We start from the raw sequence: 16,639 nt of genomic DNA on the forward strand, positions 1-16,639 counted from the left end.
GGCAAATGCAAATGCCCGCCGCAGGGGTCTTGGGGCACGCTGCGGTTCGTCTTTGCAACGCAACGAGGCAACTCCACACATGGACTCCGAATCACTCGCGGCAGTGCGCGAAGCCGCCCTGGACTACTTCGTGCGCAGCCGCGCCATCGCCCGGCGGCGCAGCCGCACGGAACAGCCGCATGCCGACGAGGCCGAAGGCTGGCGCCACGTCGCCGAGCTCGGCTGGCCCGGCATGCTGGCGCCCGAATCCGCCGGCGGCCTGGCGCTGGGTCTCGACGGCGCCGCGGAAGTCTTGCGCGCCGCGGGCGAGCACGTGGCGCCCGAGCCGCTGCTGGCCGTGGCCGGTCTCAGCGCGCTGCTGCTGGCACGTCTGGACACACCGCCGGCCCGCAGCCTGCTGGTGGAGCTTGTCGCCGGCCGCAGCCTGCCCGCGCTGGCCTGGCAGGAGAGTGCCGGGGACCTGAGCGCGGTGCCGCTGGCCTGTGGTTGCGAAGCGCGCGGGGGCCACGCCGGCGGCGTGCTGCTGCAGGGCGAAAAGCTCATGGTGCTGCCCGGCGCGGCCGCGAGCGGCTGGCTGGTGTCGGCGCGCGGCAACGACGACGCGGTGCTGCTGTGGGTGCCGCGCGGCACCGAGGGCGTGACGGAAACCCCGGTGCCGCTGGTCGACGGCGGCCAGGCCTCCAACCTGCGCTTCGAGCAGGTGGCACTGCCCCCCGGTGCGGTGCTGGCCGAAGGCCCGGCCGCGCAGGACGCGCTGCGCCATGCGCTCGCGGCCGGGCAGATCCTGCAATCGGCCGAGCTGCTGGGCGCAGGGCAGGCCATGCTTGCGCAAACGCTGGCCTACCTGCGCACGCGCTCGCAGTTCGGCAAGCCCATCGGCAGCTTCCAGGCGCTGCAGCACCGCTGCGTCGACATGTTCATTCACCTCGAAGTGGCGCAGGCCACGCTGAACGAGGTGCTGGCGCTGGCGGGCAAGGGGCTCGCACCGGAGCGGCTCGAGGCCGAGGCCAGCCGCGTGAACGCGCGCTGCACGTCCGCCGCGCTGCAGGCGTCGCGCGCTTGCGTGCAACTGCATGGCGCCATCGGCTACACGCAGGAGTGCGACCTGAGCCTGTTCTACAAACGTGTGCTGTGCCTGTCGGCATGGCTGGGCAACGCCAGCGCGCACCAGCGCCGGCATGCGGTGCTGGCCGGCGAGGCCGAGGCGGCCACAGGCGCCGCCACCTGGACCGGCGAGTTCCCGCGCACCGCCGACTGGTCCGCGATGCCAGAGGCCGATTTCCGCCGCATGGTGCGCGCCTTTCTGCAGCAGCGCTACCCGCAGGCGCTGCGCTACCTGTCGCACCGCGCGCGCTGGAGCGAGATGCGCGACTGGTACCTCGCGCTGTCGGCGCAAGGCTGGATCGCCCCCGCCTGGCCGCAGGCGCACGGCGGCATGGGACTGCCGGCGGACAAGCTCATCGCCTGGATCGAAGAGCTGGAGCAGCACGGCGTGGCGCGTGCGCCCGACCAGGGCATCGTGATGATCGGGCCGCTGCTCATCCAGCACGGCACGCCCGAGCAGCAACAGCGCTTTCTGCCGCGCATCCTGAGCGGCGAGAACATCTGGTGCCAGGGCTACTCGGAGCCCAACGCCGGCTCCGACCTCGCGGGCCTGCGCACCGAGGCGCTGCCCGCGCGCGACGCGCAGGGCGAGCACTTCGTCGTCAACGGCCAGAAGATCTGGACCACGCTCGCGCAGGACGCCGACCACATCTTCATGCTGGTGCGCACCGACAAGGACGCACGCAAGCAGGAGGGCATCAGTTTCCTGCTGTGCGACCTGCGCACGCCGGGCGTCACCATCCGCCCGATCCACACGCTCGCGGGCAAGCCCGAGTTCTGCGAGGTGTTCTTCGACAACGTGCGCGTGCCGGCGGAGAACCTCGTGGGCAAGCTGCATGGCGGCTGGACGATTGCCAAGGCGCTGCTGGGCTTCGAGCGCATCTTTCTAGGCAGCCCCAAGCAGTCGCAGTACGCGCTGGGCCAGCTGGCGCGGCTGGCGCAGGCGAGGCGCCTGTTCGCCGACCCGGTGTTCGCGCAGCGCTTCGCGGCGCTGCGGCTCGACGTGCTCGACCTGTCGGCCGCCTACACCGGCTTCGCGAACATCGTGCGCGCGGGCAAGCCGCTGCCCGCGTCGGTGTCGCTGCTGAAGATCTGGGCCAGCGAGACCTTTCACCGCATCGGCGCGCTGCTGGTCGAGGCGGGCGAGGAGCAGGGCGCCGTGGCCGGCGACCAGTTGCTCGACGGGCAGACCTTCAACGTGCTCTCGCCGCTCATCGGGTCCACGGCCGCAATGATCTACGGCGGCACCAACGAGATCCAGCGCAACATCCTCGCCAGGCAGGTTCTGGACCTGCCGGCCTGAGCGATGCGGCCGCCGAAGAATTCATAACAGGAGACAACGCTCATGACATCGACTCACTTCTCGCGCCGCCACCTCATGGCCGCGATGGCAGGCGGCGCGGCACTCGCTGCACTGCCTGCCGGCGTGTTCGCGCAGCAACCCTTGCCCCCTCTGCCGTCTCTCATCAAGCTGGTGGTGGGCTACTCCGCCGGCGGGCCGGTGGACGGTGCGGCCCGCCTGCTGGCCCCCGCGCTGAGCCAGGAGCTGGGCACGCAGGTGATCGTGGACAACCGGCCCGGCGCGAGCGGCTCGCTGGGCGGCGACGCCGTGGCCAAGGCCGCGCCGGACGGCGCGATGCTGTTCTTCGGCGCCAGCCCGACCATCACCATCAACCCGAACGTGCAGCGCAGGATGGCCTTCGACCCGATGAAGGACCTCACGCCCCTCGCGCCCCTGGTGGACTACACCAACGTGCTCGTCGTCAACAACGACGTGCCGGTGCGCAACGTGGCCGAGCTGCTGGCCTATGCGAAGGCGCGCCCCGGCAAGGTGTTCTACGGCTCGGCGGGCGTGGGTGCGTCCAACCACCTGAGCGGCGCGCTGCTGGAGAAGATGACCGGCGTGCAGATGACCCATGTGCCCTACAAGGGCAGCGCGCCGGCCCTGGCCGACGTGATGGGCGGCACCGTGACCATGATGTTCGACATCATCGCCACCTCCAAGCCCTTCATCCAGTCGGGCAAGGTGCGCGCGCTGGCCGTGACCTCGCGCCAGCGCAACCGCATGCTGCCCGACGTGCCGACCATGGTCGAGTCGGGCGTGCCGGGCTACGACGTGGGCGGCTGGTTCGGCCTGTACGGCCCCGCGCGCATGGACCCGGCGCTGGCCGCGCGCATCAACGCCGCCGCGCAGAAGATGCTGGCACGCGAAGACATCGCGAACCGGCTGCGCGAGCAGGGCTACGACGTGTGGTCGGGCGCGGCCGAGGTGCTGGCGACCAAGGGGCAGTCGGACCGCAGGCTCTGGGCCACGGCGTCCAAGGGCATCGAGGCCGAGTAAGCGATGCAGCGCATTCATCCCCTGCTGGAGGCGCGCGCGGCACGCACGCCCGACACGGTCTTTCTCTTCGAGCCAGGCGGCACGACGACCTATGCGGCCTTGCAGGCGATGGTCGACGCGGCCGCGCAAGACCTGCGGGACGCCGGCGTGCGGCCGACCGACCGCGTGGTGCTGGTGGCGGAGAACTGCGCCGCCCACATCGCGCTGATCATGGCCTGCAGCCGCGTGGGGGCGTGGTCGTGCGGCGTGAATGCGCGCATGTCGCCGGGGGAGATTTCGGCCATCGTCGATCGGGCCGATGCGCGGCTGTGCTGTTTCACCGTCGCCGCGTCGGAGGCTGCCCAAAAGCATGCGCAACGCGCCGGTGCACAACCCGCCGCGTTGCCGGGCGTGATGCGCTCGGCCGTGCGTGCCCAGGCGCGCACCGAGCCCGACGCCGCACTCGCCGACACCGCCGCGATCATCTTCACCTCCGGCACCTCGGGCACGCCCAAGGGCGTGATGGTGTCGCACGGCGGCCTGCTGCATTTCGGGCGCGTGTCGGCGCAGGTGCGCGCGCTGGGCGAGCGCGACCGGGCCTATGCCTTCCTGCCGATGACGCACATCTTCGGCATCGGCACCGTGCTGATGGCCGCGCTCACGGGCGGTGCGTCGCTGGTGCTGCGCGGCAGCTTCTCGCCGGCCGACATGCTGCAGGCGCTGGCGCACGAACAGGTGTCGAACCTGCTCGGCCCGCCGACGATGTATGCGCGCCTCCTCGCGCACATCGAGGCCGAGGGCGCCGCGCCGCGTTTTCCGCAGCTGCGCTACGTGTACACCGGCTCCGCGCCGCTCGACCTGGCCCTCAAGCAGCGGGTGGAGGCCTTGTTCGGCCAGCCGCTGCACTACGGCTACGGCCTGTCGGAGTACGCGGGCTCGGTGTTCCTCACGCGCACCGAGGCGCCGCGCGCGGACACATCGGCGGGCTACGCGGTGGCGGGCGGCGAGGCCCGCATCGTGTCCGTCGACGGCCACGATGTGGCGCCGGGCGACACCGGCGAGATCTGGCTGCGCGGGCCGGGCCTGATGCTGGGCTACTTCCGCGACGCGGCGGCCACTGCGCAGGTGATGCGCCCCGGCGGCTGGTATGCCACCGGCGACCTGGGCCGCTTCGACAGCGACGGCGCACTGTTCGTGGTCGGGCGGCTGAAGGAAATGATCATCCGCTCGGGTTTCAACGTGTACCCGGCCGAGATCGAGGCGGTGATCGGGCGCTTCGACGGCGTGCACCTGTGCGCGGTGGTGGGCGTGCCCGAGGCCGACGGCAACGAGCAGATCGTGGCCTTCGTCGAGCTCAAGCCCGGCGCGTTGCTCGACGAGGCGGCGTTGCGTGCCCATCTGGTCGAGCACCTCTCGCCCTACAAGCGGCCGGCGCGCATCGAGGTGATCGACGCGATGCCCACCACGGCCAACGGCAAGCTGCTCAAGCGCGCGCTGCAGGAACGCTGCCGCCTGCCTTGAGGGGGAGGCCCCTTCGGGTCTTCGGGCGTTCTCCTGCACGCAGGCGCGCCGGCGTCCTCCAGCCCGGTGCCGCCATGCGCGCCATCGTGGGGTCTTCTACAAAGGACACCCACCATGGCCGATGACCTGAGCAAGCGCGGACCGCAGGACGCCGCCCGCATCAACGTGAACGAACTGCACGAAGTGCGCTACTGGACCCAGACCCTGGGCGTGACCGAAGCGCAACTGCGCTCGGCGATCGCCGCCGCCGGCGTCGAGGTGAAGGACGTGCGCACCTACCTCGGCAAGCCCTGAACCGGGCCCCGGCCGCGCCGTGCGGCGCCCGCCGAGGTGCCCGGGCGGTCATCGTAGGCACGCTCCTACACCCGTTGCCAGGGGTGGGCACGATACTCGTATTTCCCCTCTCGTTTCAGGAAGTACACCGTGACCGTGCCGTTCAACCCTGCACCCGTGGCCGCCGCGCGATGAAAGCTTCTCCCAGCGCGCGCAGCTGGATCGCCGCCGGCGTGCGCCACGAACTCTTGACCCGGGCCTTGCCCGCCCTGCGCCACGACATGGCGGCGCCCGTTTCGGTGATCCGCATGGCGCTGCTGATGCTCAAGCGCCAGGTCGCCGCGCCCGCCATCGACCCCAAGGCCTGCGAGGAACGCGTGGCGCTGATCGACAACCAGGTGAGCGAACTGGTCGAGGCCATCCGCTCCCTGCGCGACTGGGAACTGGCCACGACCGACGACGGCATCAGCCGCAGCGCGCTGGTGGCGCAATGCGTGACGCTGATGCGCGCCGCCTTCGACCTGCACGGCGTGTCGCTCGAGACCGACGACGCGCTCGCGCCGCAAGAGGGCGAACAGCGCTGGCCCGCCGCCGCCGCCTTGCGCTACCTGTTCCTGGGTTCGCTGGGCTTCCTGCACGACAGCGTGGACGACGCCGGCGCCATTCGCGTCGTGGCGGACGGCGCCAATGCGCTGCGCCTCACGGCCGTGCCACGCGAGCCGGGTGCCACGCATGCGGTGTTCGAAGCACACCGTGCGCCGCGCGCGCTGGCCATCGACGCGGTCGCGCTGCAGAGCCTGGCCGAAGACCTGGGCTATGCCGTGACGCTGGAGGCGGACAGCGTGCGCCTGGTCCTGGCCACCGGCAACTGAGCCTTGCTGTTGCTGGCCGGCTTCGCCGCGCCCTTGCGCGAGGGCACGGCCACCCGGGTGGCACGCCGCTCGCGCGCCTGGCCTTGGCGTTGCACGTTGAGGAAGGCCAGCATCCGGCGCTCCGCCGCATGCAGCCCGCGTGAGGTGCGGGCCTTGCTGCTGCCCCCGATCTTCTCGAACAGCGCGCTCGTGGCCTCGTCGCCGTCCGACAGCGCGCTGCCCAGCGCCAGCACCGCAGGGTGCACATAGGCCTTCTTGCAGACAGCGGGCGTGTTGCCCAGCTGCTTGGCCACGGCCGCCAGGATGTCCTTTGCCGTGTAGCGGGTGCCATCCGCGGCGGCGCGGCCGGGCTCGCAAGCCAGCCGGGTGAGTTCCAGCGCCTGCACGGTACCGTGCCAGGTGCGGAAGTCCTTGGCCGTGAAGCGTTCCCCGCGCGCAGCCTCGGCCAGGTAGTCGTTCACGTCGGTGGACGACACGCTGTGCGGCACGCCGTCGTCGTCCGCGTACTGGAACAGCGTCTGCCCGGGCAGTTGCTGGCACTGGCGCACCACCTTGGCCACGCGCGGGTCGTCCAGCCTGGCGTCGTGCATCACGCCGCTCTTGCCCCGAAAGCGCAGCCGCAGCGCCTGGCCCTGCACCGCCGCATGGCGGTTGCGCAGCGTGGTCAGGCCGTAGGAGCCGTTGGTGCTCGCATATTCCTCGTTGCCTACGCGCAGCAGGGTGGTGTCGAGCAGGCGCACCACCGCGGCCAGCACCTGGCTGCGCCCGGGCGTCTTGCTGCCCCGGGGCAATTGCAGGTCGCGCGCCACGCGGGCGCGGATGCGAGGCAGCGCCAGGGCGAAGGCCTCGAGGCGCTCGAACTTGCTCTCGTCCTTCATCGAGCGCCAGTCAGCGTGGTAGCGGTACTGCTTGCGCCCGCGCGCGTCGATGCCTGTGGCCTGCAGGTGGCCATTGGGCAGCGGGCAGATCCACACCTGGGTGTAGGCCGGCGGAATGGCCAGCATGCGGATGCGCGAGATCTCGTCGACATCGCGCAGCCATCGGCCCTTGGCGTCCCGGTAGCGAAAGCGCTCGCCGTGTTTCAGGCGCTGGATGCCCGGCATGTCGGGGTTCACGTAGACCAGCCCGTTGGCGATGGGCGTGGGCTTCGACGGGGGCTTGGCAGCGGGGGCGGAAGAAGCGGTGGTGGCCGGCATGGGGTGAGATGGTGAAGCGACAACCCGCTTGTGCCAGCGCCGACAATGGCCGCCTGTAGGACGCCGCAAGAGCCGGCCGTGCGCTGGGCGCGCTTGTTGCTTTTGCCGTCGCATTCCCTTTTCTTTTCTTTCGATCGACCACCCGAATGACTTCCCTCGCGTCTTGCGTCTTCACCGCCCGCTGGCTGGCAGTGCCCGCCGCGGCACTGCTTCTCACCGCGTGCGCGGCCACATCCACATCCACCCCGGCAGCATCGGCGCCGGCGCCGGCCGCACCCGTGAAGGTCAAGGTCTTCGTCGCCGCCATGTTCGAGATCGGCCAGAACACGGGCGACCGCGCCGGCGAGTTCCAGCACTGGTACGAGCGCTACTGGAGGGGCGCCAGGCCCCTGGCCGTGCCGGGCGCGCTGCAGCCGGTGTACTGCAACGCCGACGGCGTGTGCGGCGCGGTGCTGGGCATGGGCAAGGTCAATTCCTCGTCGTCGATGCAGGCCATCCTGCTGAACCCGCAGCTCGATTTCTCGCAGGCCTACTACGTGATTTCGGGCGTGGCCGGCACGCCGCCTTCGCGCGGCACCATCGGCGAGGTGAGCTGGGCGACCTGGCTGGTCGACTACGACCTGGGCCACCGCTGGGCGCCCGAGGAGAACAAGGCCGGCGAGCCGACCTTCATGCCGCGCAAGGGCTACGAGGACTACCGCCGCTTCCGGCTCAACCCCGACCTGGTGAGCTGGGCCATGAAGCTCTCGGGCGACACGCCGCTCAAGGACTCCGAGTCGGCCCGCAAGTACCGCCTGCGCTACCCCGACGCGGCCGCCCGCCGCGCGCCCTTCGTGGGCACCGGCACGCACATGACCGGCGACACCTTCTTCCACGGCCCGGGCATGTCGAAGCAGGCGCAGTACATCGCGAAGCTCTACGGCGCGGACGACTACGTCATCACCGAGATGGAAGCCGCCGCCATCACCCTCGTCATCAAGCGCACCCACGGCACCGACCGGGTGATGAGCCTGCGCGGCGCGGTCAACTTCGACCAGGGCAGCCCGAAGGAAACCACGCTGCAGCACCTGGACCCGGCGCCGGGCGAGACGGCGGGCGGCTTTGCGGAGACGGTGGAAAACATCGAGCTGGTGGGCAGCCGCGTGGTGGACCACATCGTCGCGAACTGGCCGACGTGGTCGGTGGGCGTGCCGAAGCCCTGAACACCACCGCTCAAGGCGCCGCAGCTTGCAGGTGCCAGGTCACCGTGAAGTCGAACGGTGTCCAGCGGCTCACGGCAACGCCCGCCTGCCGCAACCCGCGTCCGGTCCAGGTGTTGCAGGTCTCGAACAGGTTGTAGCCGCCATTGGCCTCGTAGAAGGCGTCCTGGTCGTCGTAGTGCGCGCCTGCGATGGGCGTGGCCCGGCCCTGGGGCAGGGCGGCGCGAACGTAGCCGACCAACCGGGCGTACTGCGCCTGCGACAGCGGCAGCGCGTAGGCGCCGCGCCCCAGTTGCCCGCGCCGCAGGTAGCTCACATGCAACAGCGCGCGGTTGCCGCCCGACAGCGCCCCGAAGGCGCGCGACGCCGTCAGGTCGGCCCAGGTGGGCGTGTTCAGGTAGAACTCGCGGTCGCCCCAGCCGATGGCGATGAACTCGGCATCGGGCGGCGGCGCGCGAAAGTCTTGCAGCGGAAACACCTGCAGCCAGTCGACGGCAGCCGAGCGGATGGGGAACACGTAGTCGGTGTGCACGCCGTTGCTGAGCACCCAGGCCTGCACCTCGGGCGCGGCCTTGCCTGGCGACTTGGCGTTGGCCGGCCAGAACATCAGCGCGCAGGCCGTGGCCACATAGAGGCCGACCAGCGCCGCGAAGCCCAGCAAGGCGAAGGCGATGCGGCGCAGCCAGCGTTTCATCGCGGGCCCATTCAGAACAGCGACGCCGTGGTCGCCACCGGCTGCGTCGCCGCACGACCCGGGCCGGCCGGCGCCTGCGCCTCGGGGCTGTCCGCCCTGGCCAGCGCCCCCACGCGCACGCCCAGCAAGCGCAGCGGCCGCTCCAGCGGCACGCGCTTGAGGCACTGGCCGCCGGTCTGGCGGATGGTCTTCGCGTCGGCCGTGAAGCGCTCGATGGTCTGGTCGCGCGTGGCGATCTTGAAATCGTCGTAGCGCAGCTTGATGCCGATGGTCTTGCCCACATAGCCCTTGCGCTGCAGGTCTTCGGCCACCTTCTCGCACAGGTGCGTGAAGATCGCGCCCAGCTCGGCGCGGTCGCGCACCGCATGCAGGTCGCGCTCGAAGGTGGTCTCGCGGCTCATCGACACCGGCTCGCTCTCGGTCACCACGGGCCGGTCGTCGCGGCCCCAGGACACCTCGTGCATCCAGGCGCCGGTGGCCTTGCCGAAGGTGGCCATGAGCCAGTCGCGGTCGCGCGCGGCCAGTTGGCCCACCGTCTCGATGCCGAAGCGCTTGAGCTTCTCGTCGGCCTTGGGGCCGATGCCGTTCACCTTGCGGCAGGGCAGGGGCCAGATGCGGCTTTCCAGGTCGTGCTCGTACACCACCGAGATGCCCTTGGGCTTCTCGAACTCGCTCGCCATCTTGGCGATGAGCTTGTTGGGCGCCACGCCGATGGAGCAGGTGAGGCCGGTGGCGTCGAGGATGGCTTTCTGGATCAACCGCGCCAGCGAGCGCCCGCCGTCGCGCTGGCCGCCGGGCACGTGGGTGAAGTCGATGTACACCTCGTCCACGCCGCGGTCCTCCATGAGCGGCGCAATCTCCAGGATCACCTGCTTGAAGGCGCGCGAGTAGCGCCGGTATTCGTCGAAGTCCACCGGCAAAATGATGGCCTGCGGGCACAGCTTGGCGGCCTTCATGAGCCCCATGGCCGAGCCCACGCCGAACTGGCGCGCCGGGTAGGTGGCGGTGGTGATCACGCCGCGGCCGGTGTAGTCCTTGAGCCGGGGAAACGAATTGATTGGAATGTCGGCCAGCGTGCCGCCTTCGGGCAGGTCGCGGATGGCCTCGTCCACGCGCCGCCGCCCGCCGCCAATCACCACCGGCAACCCCTTGAGCTGCGGATAGCGCAGCAGCTCGACGGAGCCGTAGAAGGCGTCCATGTCGAGGTGCGCGATGCGGCGGATGGGGGGCGCTGGTGGGGAGGACGGGTTCGGGGAACTCACGGCAACAATTGTCTCCCGGCACGGCGCCGCGCGCCCGCGCGGGGCGATTGGGTCAGCGTGCTTCCACGGTCGTGAGCAGGGGCGAGTCGAACATCGCCACCGGCGAGATGACGGGCTCGTCCATCGGCACCCTGTCGCCGTAGCGCTCGCGCATCTTGGCGCGCACCGCCGGGTCGTTCAGGTTGAATTCGCGGATCTTCTGCAGCTCGCCGATGCGCACCCCCAGCGCGCGCTGGTAGAGCTTCCACACCAGCTCGGAACAATAGATGCGCCCGTCCGACCATTCGAAGGTCAGGTCGTAGGGGCGGCCTTCGAAGTCCGAGGTTTTCGCGTGCAGGCGCGCGATGGCGCCGGGTGTCAGCAGCGTGTCGGCATTGCGCAGCCGCTTCGCCACGTAGTGCCCGCCGTTGCCGCGCGCCGTCCACTGTGCCAGCGGCGTGTAGCGCACGGTCTGCACCGCCTCGAACACGTAGGGCTTGCCGCCGCGCAACAGCACGATGCCCATGTGGCTGTAGCGCGAGCCGGTGGCGCGCTGCACCGCCACGCTCTGGGCCGAGCGCGAGGTGTGGAAGACGATGTCGCCGTCTTTCAGCGCGGCGGCGTGGCTGGTGCCGAAGGGCAGGGCGTACAGGAGCAGCGCGAGCGCTGCGGACAGAGGCAGCGCCAGCGCCGCGGGGAGCTTGAAGGTCATGTGGCGCGCATTGTGCGGCACACCTCGCGCCTGGCCAGGCAACCGCAACCTGACCGCCACCTGCGGGCGCCGCGGGTCATTGCTTGCGCACTGCAGCATGGCGGTGCCATCATCCGCGCCATGCAAACCGTCGCCTCCATCCTCTGGCGCAGGCTCGACGCACCGGGTCACGATGCCTGCCGTCTCGAACGCAACGCCTCGGCCTGGCAGCTCGACGGCGCGGCCGTGTTCCGCCTGGAAGGCGGGCGCATCGGCCAGTTGCACTACCGCGTGCGCTGCGACCTGCACTGGCATACGCAATGGGGCACGGTGCGCGGCTGGCTGGGGGATGCGGCGGTCGACCTGTCGATTGCCCGCGACGCGCGCGGCCACTGGAAGCTCAACGACGAGGCGGTCCCCGACCTGTCGCACTGCGTGGACCTCGACCTGGGCTTCACGCCCGCCACCAACCTGCTGCAGCTGCGCCGGCTCAACCTGGCACAGGGCGAGAGCGCCGATGCGCCGGCCGCCTGGGTCGACCTGGATGGCGGCGGCGTGCTGAGCGAGCTGGCGCAGCGCTACCGGCGCACGGGCGACGGCGAATACGCCTACGAAGCCAAGCGCTTCGACTATGCGGCCACGCTGGGTGTCACTGAAGACGGCTTCGTGCGCGACTATCCGCGGCTCTGGGCCGCCGACAACTGATCAGTCGAACTGCGACCGATCCCCCGCCACCAGCGCACGGTTGCGCCGGCGGTCGACGGCGATTTCTTGCGCAAAGTCGTCGATGCTTCCACCCGCCGGCAGGTTGTACGCACCGCGCAACCGCTCGCGCACCGCTTCGCTGCCGAGCACCCGGTTGACCTGCGCATTGAGCCGCTGCACCACCGCCGCCGGCGTGCGCGCCGGCGCGAAGATGCCGAACAGCGAGTCGCGGTTGGCCTTCTCGAAACCCAGTTCCGCCAGCGTGGGCACCGCGGGCAGCGCCTCGATGCGCGCGGGCGCACCGACCGCCAGCGCCTGGAAGCGCCCGCCCTCGATGTACTGCAGCTGCTGCGCCGCGACGTTGGTCGACAGCACCTCGAACTGCCCGCTGAGCGCGTCGTTGAGCTGCGGCCCGCCGCCCTGGTAGGGAATGTGCGTGATGTCGGTGCGGCTTTGCATGCGCACCTGCGCCAGCACCATGTGGCCGATGGTGGCCACGCCCGACGTGGCCCAGCGCACGGCGCCCGGCTGCTGGCGCGCCTGCGCGATCAGTTCGCCGAAACCGCGCCCCGTGAAGGCCGGCGTGCCGACCACCAGCACCGGCGTGCGCATCACGCTGGCCACGGGCACGAAGCCGCGCAGCGGGTCGTAGGGCACGCGCGCGAGCAGCGGGTGCAGCGTGAGCGGGCTGATGGCGGAAAAGGCCAGCGTGCTGCCGTCGGGCGCGGCGCGCGAGAGCGCGTCCATGCCCAGGCTGCCGCCCGCGCCCGGGCGGTTCTCGACGAGCACCGGCACGCCGAGCGCCTGTGCGAGCGGCTCCGCCAGCACGCGCGCCATGCCGTCGCTCACGCCGCCGGGCGGGTAGACCACGATCAGGCGCAACGGGCGGTTCGGGCCCGCGGCGTGCAGCAGGCGCGGCGTGGCGCACACGGCGGCCAGCGCGGTGCCTGCCTGTCGAATGAACGCGCGGCGCCGAAGCGGGCTCATGGCTCCGGGCTCTCGGAGGCCAGCCGGCGCAGCAAGGCGGCGAAGTGCCGCGCGGGCAGGTTGTCTTCCTCGGCGCGCGACACCAGCGTGAGCGGCGCGTCGAGCTGCCCGCCGTCGGCCAGCCGCGCATAGGCGATGGCGTGCGCGTGCACGCCGGTCATCGAGGCCGGCACCACCGACAGGCCGACACCGGCGGCCACGAGGTTCAGGTTGGTCATCATGCGATCGACTTCGGCCACCACGCGCGGGCGCAGGCCCTTGGCGTGGCACAGCGCGAGCAGGTCCGCATAGAGGCCGGGCGCGCCCGGGCGCCGCACGAGGATGATGCCTTCCTCGCACAGCCTGTCCAGCGGCAGCGCGCGCGAGCCCTTGCCCCGGCCCACGGCCAGGCGGTGGTCGCTGGGCATGGCCACCCACACCGGTTCGCGCAGCAGCGTCTCGAACACCAGCCCCTCGGGCCGCGCCACCGGCACGCGCAGCAGGCCGCAGTGCAGGCGGCCTGCCGCCAGCGCCTCGGTGAGTTCGGCCGCGTTGTCTTCGCGCAGCTGCAGCGCCACCTTGGGGTAGGCGCGGCGGAACGCGCGCAGCGCCTCGGGCATGAAGCGGTGCGCCGCGGCCGAGCTGGTGAAGCCGACCGCCAGTGTGCCGGCCTGGCCGGTGGCCACGTGCGCCATGCGCTGCTTCATGGCCTCCATGTCCTGCAGCATGCGCAACGCCTCGGCCTGGAACAGCCGGCCCGCGTCGGTGAGCGCCACCCCGCGCGGATGGCGGCGAAACAGCAGCACGCCCAGCTCGCGCTCGAGCGACTTGATCTGCAGGCTCAGCGGCGGCTGCTGGATGCCCAACTGCTCGGCCGCGCGCGTCATGTGGCCGGTCTCGGCCACGGCGGCGAAGTACCTCAGCGCCCGGATGTCCATGTGTCTCTCATATGTTTTTTATATAGCGAGTGCCACTTTATTTTATTTGACCCTAAGTCACCCGTGAATCTATCGTCCGGCCGCCCATTCAAAAAGCGGCCCACCGAGGCCGCACGACGGAGACAAACCCATGCGCACACCGCGCCCCGCACCAAAGTTTCGTGTTGTCCTTTGCGCGACCGGCCTCTCGCTGGTCCTGGCTGCCTGTGGCGGCGGAAGCGACGGGGGAGGAGCAGGCGGCGCCGGCTTCTTCCTGCCGACGGCGCCTGCCGCCGGCAGCGCCCCGCCGGCCAACGATCCGCCGGACAACCTGCCGGCCCCGCCCGTGCAGCCGGTCGTCGCTTGCGCCGACCTGGCGGGCAGGAGCCTGCCCGCGGCGCTCATCGGCCTGCCCACGCAAGGCGCCACCGTCACCAGCGCCACGCCCGTGGCCGCCGGCGACGCGGGCAACACGCTCGGCGACCACTGCCGCGTGCGCGGCACCATCCAGCCCGTGGACGCGAGCGCGTCGGTCATCAACTTCGCGGTCAACCTGCCCGAGCAGTGGAACCGCAAGACCATCCATTTCGGGGGCGGCGGCTTCGACGGCGTGCTCATCGACGGCACCGAGGTCATCCGCTTCGGCCCCGCCGGCAAGCCCGCGCCGCTGGCGCTGGGCTACGCCACCTACGGCGACGATTCGGGCCACCAGTCGGGCAGCATCACCGACGGGCGCTTCGCCGCCAACGACGAGCAACTGGCCAACTACGGCGGCCAGTCGCTCAAGAAGACGCGCGACGTGGCGCAGGCGCTGGTGCTCGCGCGCTACGGCGTGGCGCCGAAGCATGCCTACTTCCTCGGCACCTCGACCGGCGGGCGCGACGCGCTGAGCTACATCCAGCGCTGGCCGCTGGACTACGACGGCGTGATCGCCAACGAACCCGCGCTCAACTACACCGGCACGCGGCTGTCGAACGTGGCCGTGGGGCGCGCGCTGTACGCCAACGGCGGCGCGGGCTGGATGAACGTGGCCAAGACGCTGCTGGTGCAGAAGGCCGCCATGCAGGCCTGCGACAGGCTCGACGGCGCGGCCGACAACATCGTGAGCAACGTGGAAAGCTGCCGCCTGCTGAACGCGCAGGTCCTGGCCTCGCTGCGCTGCAGCGGCGGCACCGACACGGGCGACAGCTGCCTGTCGGACGCGCAGATCGCCACCGTGCGCACCATCGAGTCGCCGCTGGACTTCACGACCTATGCGCTGGCCAACGGCGTGAGGCGCGCGGGCGGCTACAACCTGCTCGAAGGCGCGCTGGTGGCGGGCCCGTACACCTCGCGCGACCTCGGCACGCGCAAGGTGCCGGGCAATCCGGCCACCTCGGCCGACGCCAACGTGTACCTCACCGGCGACCAGTGGGTGAAGTACTTCGTGACGCGCATCGCCGGCTTCGACACGCTCGGCTTCGACCCGCTGGACCCGGGTGCCTACGCGGCGCGCGTGACCGAGGTGTCGAACCTCACCGACGCGACCAACCCCGACCTGGCGCCGTTCTTCGCGCATGGCGGCCGGCTCATCATGCTGCACGGCCTGGCCGACGAGGTGATCAGCCCGAACTCGACCATCGACTACTACAAGCAGCTCATCGCCACGGTGGGCCAGGCGGCGGTCGACCAGAACGTGCGCTTCTACACCGTGCCCGGCATGGGCCACGGCACCGGCAGCTTCATTCCCAACTGGGACTCGCTGGCCGCGCTCGAGGGTTGGGTGGAAGGGGGGCTCGCGCCCGCCACCGGCGTGGCGGTGGATGCGGTGGCCGGCACCTACGGCCGCACGCGCCCGCTGTGCCAGTTTCCGGCATGGCCCAAGTACCGCGGCAGCGGCAGCCTGGACGCGGCCGTCAACTACAGCTGCGTGACCGAAGTCGGCGACCCGCTGGCCTGCCCGAACCTGCCCGCCTCCGTGACCAGCTACAAGGGCGGCAACAGCTTCGGCGAAGAGTTGCGCGTGCTGATCCACCCGTCCACCATGGCCTACACCGTGACCGTCGATGCCAGCCTGCAGCGCGCCGTGGGCACGCAGCGCACCGGCTCGCTGGTCGCTCAGGGCAGCTGCAGCTATGCGAGCGGCGAGAGCGGCGCCGTCTTCAGCTTCGCGCCGGGCGGCGTGCTGCTGGGCGGCGTGAACGCGCCGAGCGGCGGCGGCTTCGCACCGCTGGTGGCGTTCCAGAACACCTTCGAGAACACGGCGGCGCCCGCGGTGTTCAACCCGGTGGCGGCCGTCTTCAATGCGGTGGGCGTGCAGCAGGGCACGGGCGGCACGGCGGCGCATGCGTCTTCGGTGCGGCTGCGCAATGCGGGCACTTTCCAGTACTGCCGGGACGCGGTCACCGGCGGCTTCGTCACCTACGACGCCGCCTGCACGCAGACCGAGAAGGGCTACATCAACTACAACGCCGCGCATGGCGCCTTCGACCTGTTCTCCACCTCGCCCACGGGCAGCGCCGTCACCACCGGCGGCACGCTCACCGGCTCGATGGTGATCGGGCTGGTGAGCGGCGCGGCCGTGCCGCTGCACCTGGTGCGCGAGTCGGCCGCCAATGCGGGGCTGCGCGTGTTCGGCCTGCAGCAGAGCCTGGTGACCGGCGCGGCCGACGGCAGCTATGCGCTGGTCAGTGTCAAGGGCGAGAACCACGATGCCACGGTGGCCGGCAGCGGGTTCAATCTCGCCGGTGCGGCCGCGGTGCTGAGCTACGACACGCCCGTGCCCGGCGTCGTGCAGGCCGATGCAGGCCGGCCGGGCAATTTCATTTTCAACAGCGGCGTTCTCGCATTCGTTTCCAACCCGGGCACGAATGCGGCGCTGGAACTCGGAGTACGGCATTGAACAAGGCAAACGGCCATCACGTGGCATTCATCGCGGCATTCGCCCTGCTCGGCCTGGCG

14 protein-coding genes are annotated in these 16,639 nt (G+C 70.9%); 8 read left to right on the forward strand and 6 right to left on the reverse strand.

Annotated elements, in window-relative coordinates; all coding sequences use genetic code 11:
• Window positions 1–79 precede the first annotated feature (79 nt).
• From AC0IYU_RS10745 to AC0IYU_RS10765, 5 genes are all read left to right on the forward strand, one after another.
• Window positions 80–2,407 (forward strand): acyl-CoA dehydrogenase, encoded by a 2,328-nt coding sequence (locus AC0IYU_RS10745; RefSeq protein ID WP_472116288.1) that lies wholly within the window; start codon window positions 80–82, stop codon window positions 2,405–2,407.
• A gap of 42 nt (window positions 2,408–2,449) precedes the next feature.
• Window positions 2,450–3,445 (forward strand): Bug family tripartite tricarboxylate transporter substrate binding protein, encoded by a 996-nt coding sequence (locus AC0IYU_RS10750; RefSeq protein WP_472116291.1) that lies wholly within the window; start codon window positions 2,450–2,452, stop codon window positions 3,443–3,445.
• A gap of 3 nt (window positions 3,446–3,448) precedes the next feature.
• Window positions 3,449–4,945 carry a class I adenylate-forming enzyme family protein gene (locus tag AC0IYU_RS10755; protein WP_472116294.1) on the forward strand — a complete coding sequence of 499 codons (1,497 nt, stop codon included), beginning with the start codon at window positions 3,449–3,451 and terminating at the stop codon, window positions 4,943–4,945.
• Between the two features lie 114 nt (window positions 4,946–5,059).
• A complete protein-coding gene (locus AC0IYU_RS10760) occupies window positions 5,060–5,239 on the forward strand; it encodes a DUF3606 domain-containing protein (protein WP_435435151.1) in 180 nt (59 codons plus the stop codon).
• Between the two features lie 170 nt (window positions 5,240–5,409).
• Window positions 5,410–6,090, forward strand: coding sequence for a hypothetical protein (locus AC0IYU_RS10765; RefSeq protein ID WP_472116297.1), 681 nt, complete (start codon window positions 5,410–5,412; stop codon window positions 6,088–6,090).
• Here AC0IYU_RS10765 and AC0IYU_RS10770 read toward each other — a convergent pair.
• Window positions 6,033–7,286: a DNA topoisomerase IB gene (locus AC0IYU_RS10770; RefSeq protein WP_472116300.1), complete on the reverse strand. Its 1,254-nt coding sequence runs from the start codon at window positions 7,284–7,286 to the stop codon at window positions 6,033–6,035. The two genes, AC0IYU_RS10765 and AC0IYU_RS10770, sit on opposite strands and share 58 nt — an antisense overlap.
• 146 nt (window positions 7,287–7,432) lie before the next feature.
• Between AC0IYU_RS10770 and AC0IYU_RS10775 the strand changes: the two genes are divergently transcribed.
• Window positions 7,433–8,488 carry a purine-nucleoside phosphorylase gene (locus tag AC0IYU_RS10775; protein WP_472116303.1) on the forward strand — a complete coding sequence of 352 codons (1,056 nt, stop codon included), beginning with the start codon at window positions 7,433–7,435 and terminating at the stop codon, window positions 8,486–8,488.
• A 10-nt stretch (window positions 8,489–8,498) separates the two neighbouring features.
• On the opposite strand, the gene AC0IYU_RS10780 is transcribed toward AC0IYU_RS10775, so the two are convergent.
• The 3 genes from AC0IYU_RS10780 to AC0IYU_RS10790 are packed head-to-tail and all read right to left on the reverse strand — an operon-like array spanning window position 8,499 to window position 11,132.
• Window positions 8,499–9,179 carry a TIGR02117 family protein gene (locus AC0IYU_RS10780; protein ID WP_472116306.1) on the reverse strand — a complete coding sequence of 227 codons (681 nt, stop codon included), beginning with the start codon at window positions 9,177–9,179 and terminating at the stop codon, window positions 8,499–8,501.
• Window positions 9,180–9,190: 11 nt separating this feature from the next.
• Complete coding sequence (locus tag AC0IYU_RS10785; RefSeq protein ID WP_472116309.1) at window positions 9,191–10,441, reverse strand: DNA polymerase Y family protein; 1,251 nt, start codon at window positions 10,439–10,441, stop codon at window positions 9,191–9,193.
• 52 nt (window positions 10,442–10,493) lie between these two features.
• Window positions 10,494–11,132, reverse strand: coding sequence for a YiiX family permuted papain-like enzyme (locus AC0IYU_RS10790; protein ID WP_472116312.1), 639 nt, complete (start codon window positions 11,130–11,132; stop codon window positions 10,494–10,496).
• Between the two features lie 120 nt (window positions 11,133–11,252).
• Between AC0IYU_RS10790 and AC0IYU_RS10795 the strand changes: the two genes are divergently transcribed.
• A complete protein-coding gene (locus tag AC0IYU_RS10795) occupies window positions 11,253–11,816 on the forward strand; it encodes a putative glycolipid-binding domain-containing protein (RefSeq protein ID WP_472116315.1) in 564 nt (187 codons plus the stop codon).
• Here the strand turns inward: AC0IYU_RS10795 and AC0IYU_RS10800 are convergent, their stop codons facing one another.
• Complete coding sequence (locus AC0IYU_RS10800; RefSeq protein WP_472116317.1) at window positions 11,817–12,803, reverse strand: Bug family tripartite tricarboxylate transporter substrate binding protein; 987 nt, start codon at window positions 12,801–12,803, stop codon at window positions 11,817–11,819.
• Window positions 12,800–13,720, reverse strand: a complete 921-nt coding sequence (locus AC0IYU_RS10805) for a LysR family transcriptional regulator (RefSeq protein WP_472116320.1) — start codon at window positions 13,718–13,720, stop codon at window positions 12,800–12,802. The genes AC0IYU_RS10800 and AC0IYU_RS10805 overlap by 4 nt, the downstream gene beginning before the upstream one ends.
• A gap of 130 nt (window positions 13,721–13,850) precedes the next feature.
• On the opposite strand from AC0IYU_RS10805, the gene AC0IYU_RS10810 reads away from it, so the two are divergent.
• The gene (locus tag AC0IYU_RS10810) at window positions 13,851–16,580 is read left to right on the forward strand and encodes a tannase/feruloyl esterase family alpha/beta hydrolase (RefSeq protein WP_472116323.1); all 2,730 of its coding nucleotides are present in this window, start codon (window positions 13,851–13,853) and stop codon (window positions 16,578–16,580) included.
• The last annotated feature ends 59 nt before the right edge of the window (window positions 16,581–16,639 follow it).

Source organism: Variovorax sp. AC103 (assembly GCF_979254005.1).

Excerpts from the sequence above, each read along its gene's own strand:
- AC0IYU_RS10745 (WP_472116288.1), top strand. The coding sequence starts at position 80 with ATGGACTCCGAATCACTCGCGGCAGTGCGCGAAGCCGCCCTGGACTAC.
- AC0IYU_RS10750 (WP_472116291.1), top strand. The coding sequence starts at position 2,450 with ATGACATCGACTCACTTCTCGCGCCGCCACCTCATGGCCGCGATGGCA.
- AC0IYU_RS10755 (WP_472116294.1), top strand. The coding sequence starts at position 3,449 with ATGCAGCGCATTCATCCCCTGCTGGAGGCGCGCGCGGCACGCACGCCC.
- AC0IYU_RS10760 (WP_435435151.1), top strand. The coding sequence starts at position 5,060 with ATGGCCGATGACCTGAGCAAGCGCGGACCGCAGGACGCCGCCCGCATC.
- AC0IYU_RS10765 (WP_472116297.1), top strand. The coding sequence starts at position 5,410 with ATGAAAGCTTCTCCCAGCGCGCGCAGCTGGATCGCCGCCGGCGTGCGC.
- AC0IYU_RS10770 (WP_472116300.1), bottom strand. The coding sequence starts at position 7,286 with ATGCCGGCCACCACCGCTTCTTCCGCCCCCGCTGCCAAGCCCCCGTCG.
- AC0IYU_RS10775 (WP_472116303.1), top strand. The coding sequence starts at position 7,433 with ATGACTTCCCTCGCGTCTTGCGTCTTCACCGCCCGCTGGCTGGCAGTG.
- AC0IYU_RS10780 (WP_472116306.1), bottom strand. The coding sequence starts at position 9,179 with ATGAAACGCTGGCTGCGCCGCATCGCCTTCGCCTTGCTGGGCTTCGCG.
- AC0IYU_RS10790 (WP_472116312.1), bottom strand. The coding sequence starts at position 11,132 with ATGACCTTCAAGCTCCCCGCGGCGCTGGCGCTGCCTCTGTCCGCAGCG.
- AC0IYU_RS10795 (WP_472116315.1), top strand. The coding sequence starts at position 11,253 with ATGCAAACCGTCGCCTCCATCCTCTGGCGCAGGCTCGACGCACCGGGT.
- AC0IYU_RS10800 (WP_472116317.1), bottom strand. The coding sequence starts at position 12,803 with ATGAGCCCGCTTCGGCGCCGCGCGTTCATTCGACAGGCAGGCACCGCG.
- AC0IYU_RS10805 (WP_472116320.1), bottom strand. The coding sequence starts at position 13,720 with ATGGACATCCGGGCGCTGAGGTACTTCGCCGCCGTGGCCGAGACCGGC.
- AC0IYU_RS10810 (WP_472116323.1), top strand. The coding sequence starts at position 13,851 with ATGCGCACACCGCGCCCCGCACCAAAGTTTCGTGTTGTCCTTTGCGCG.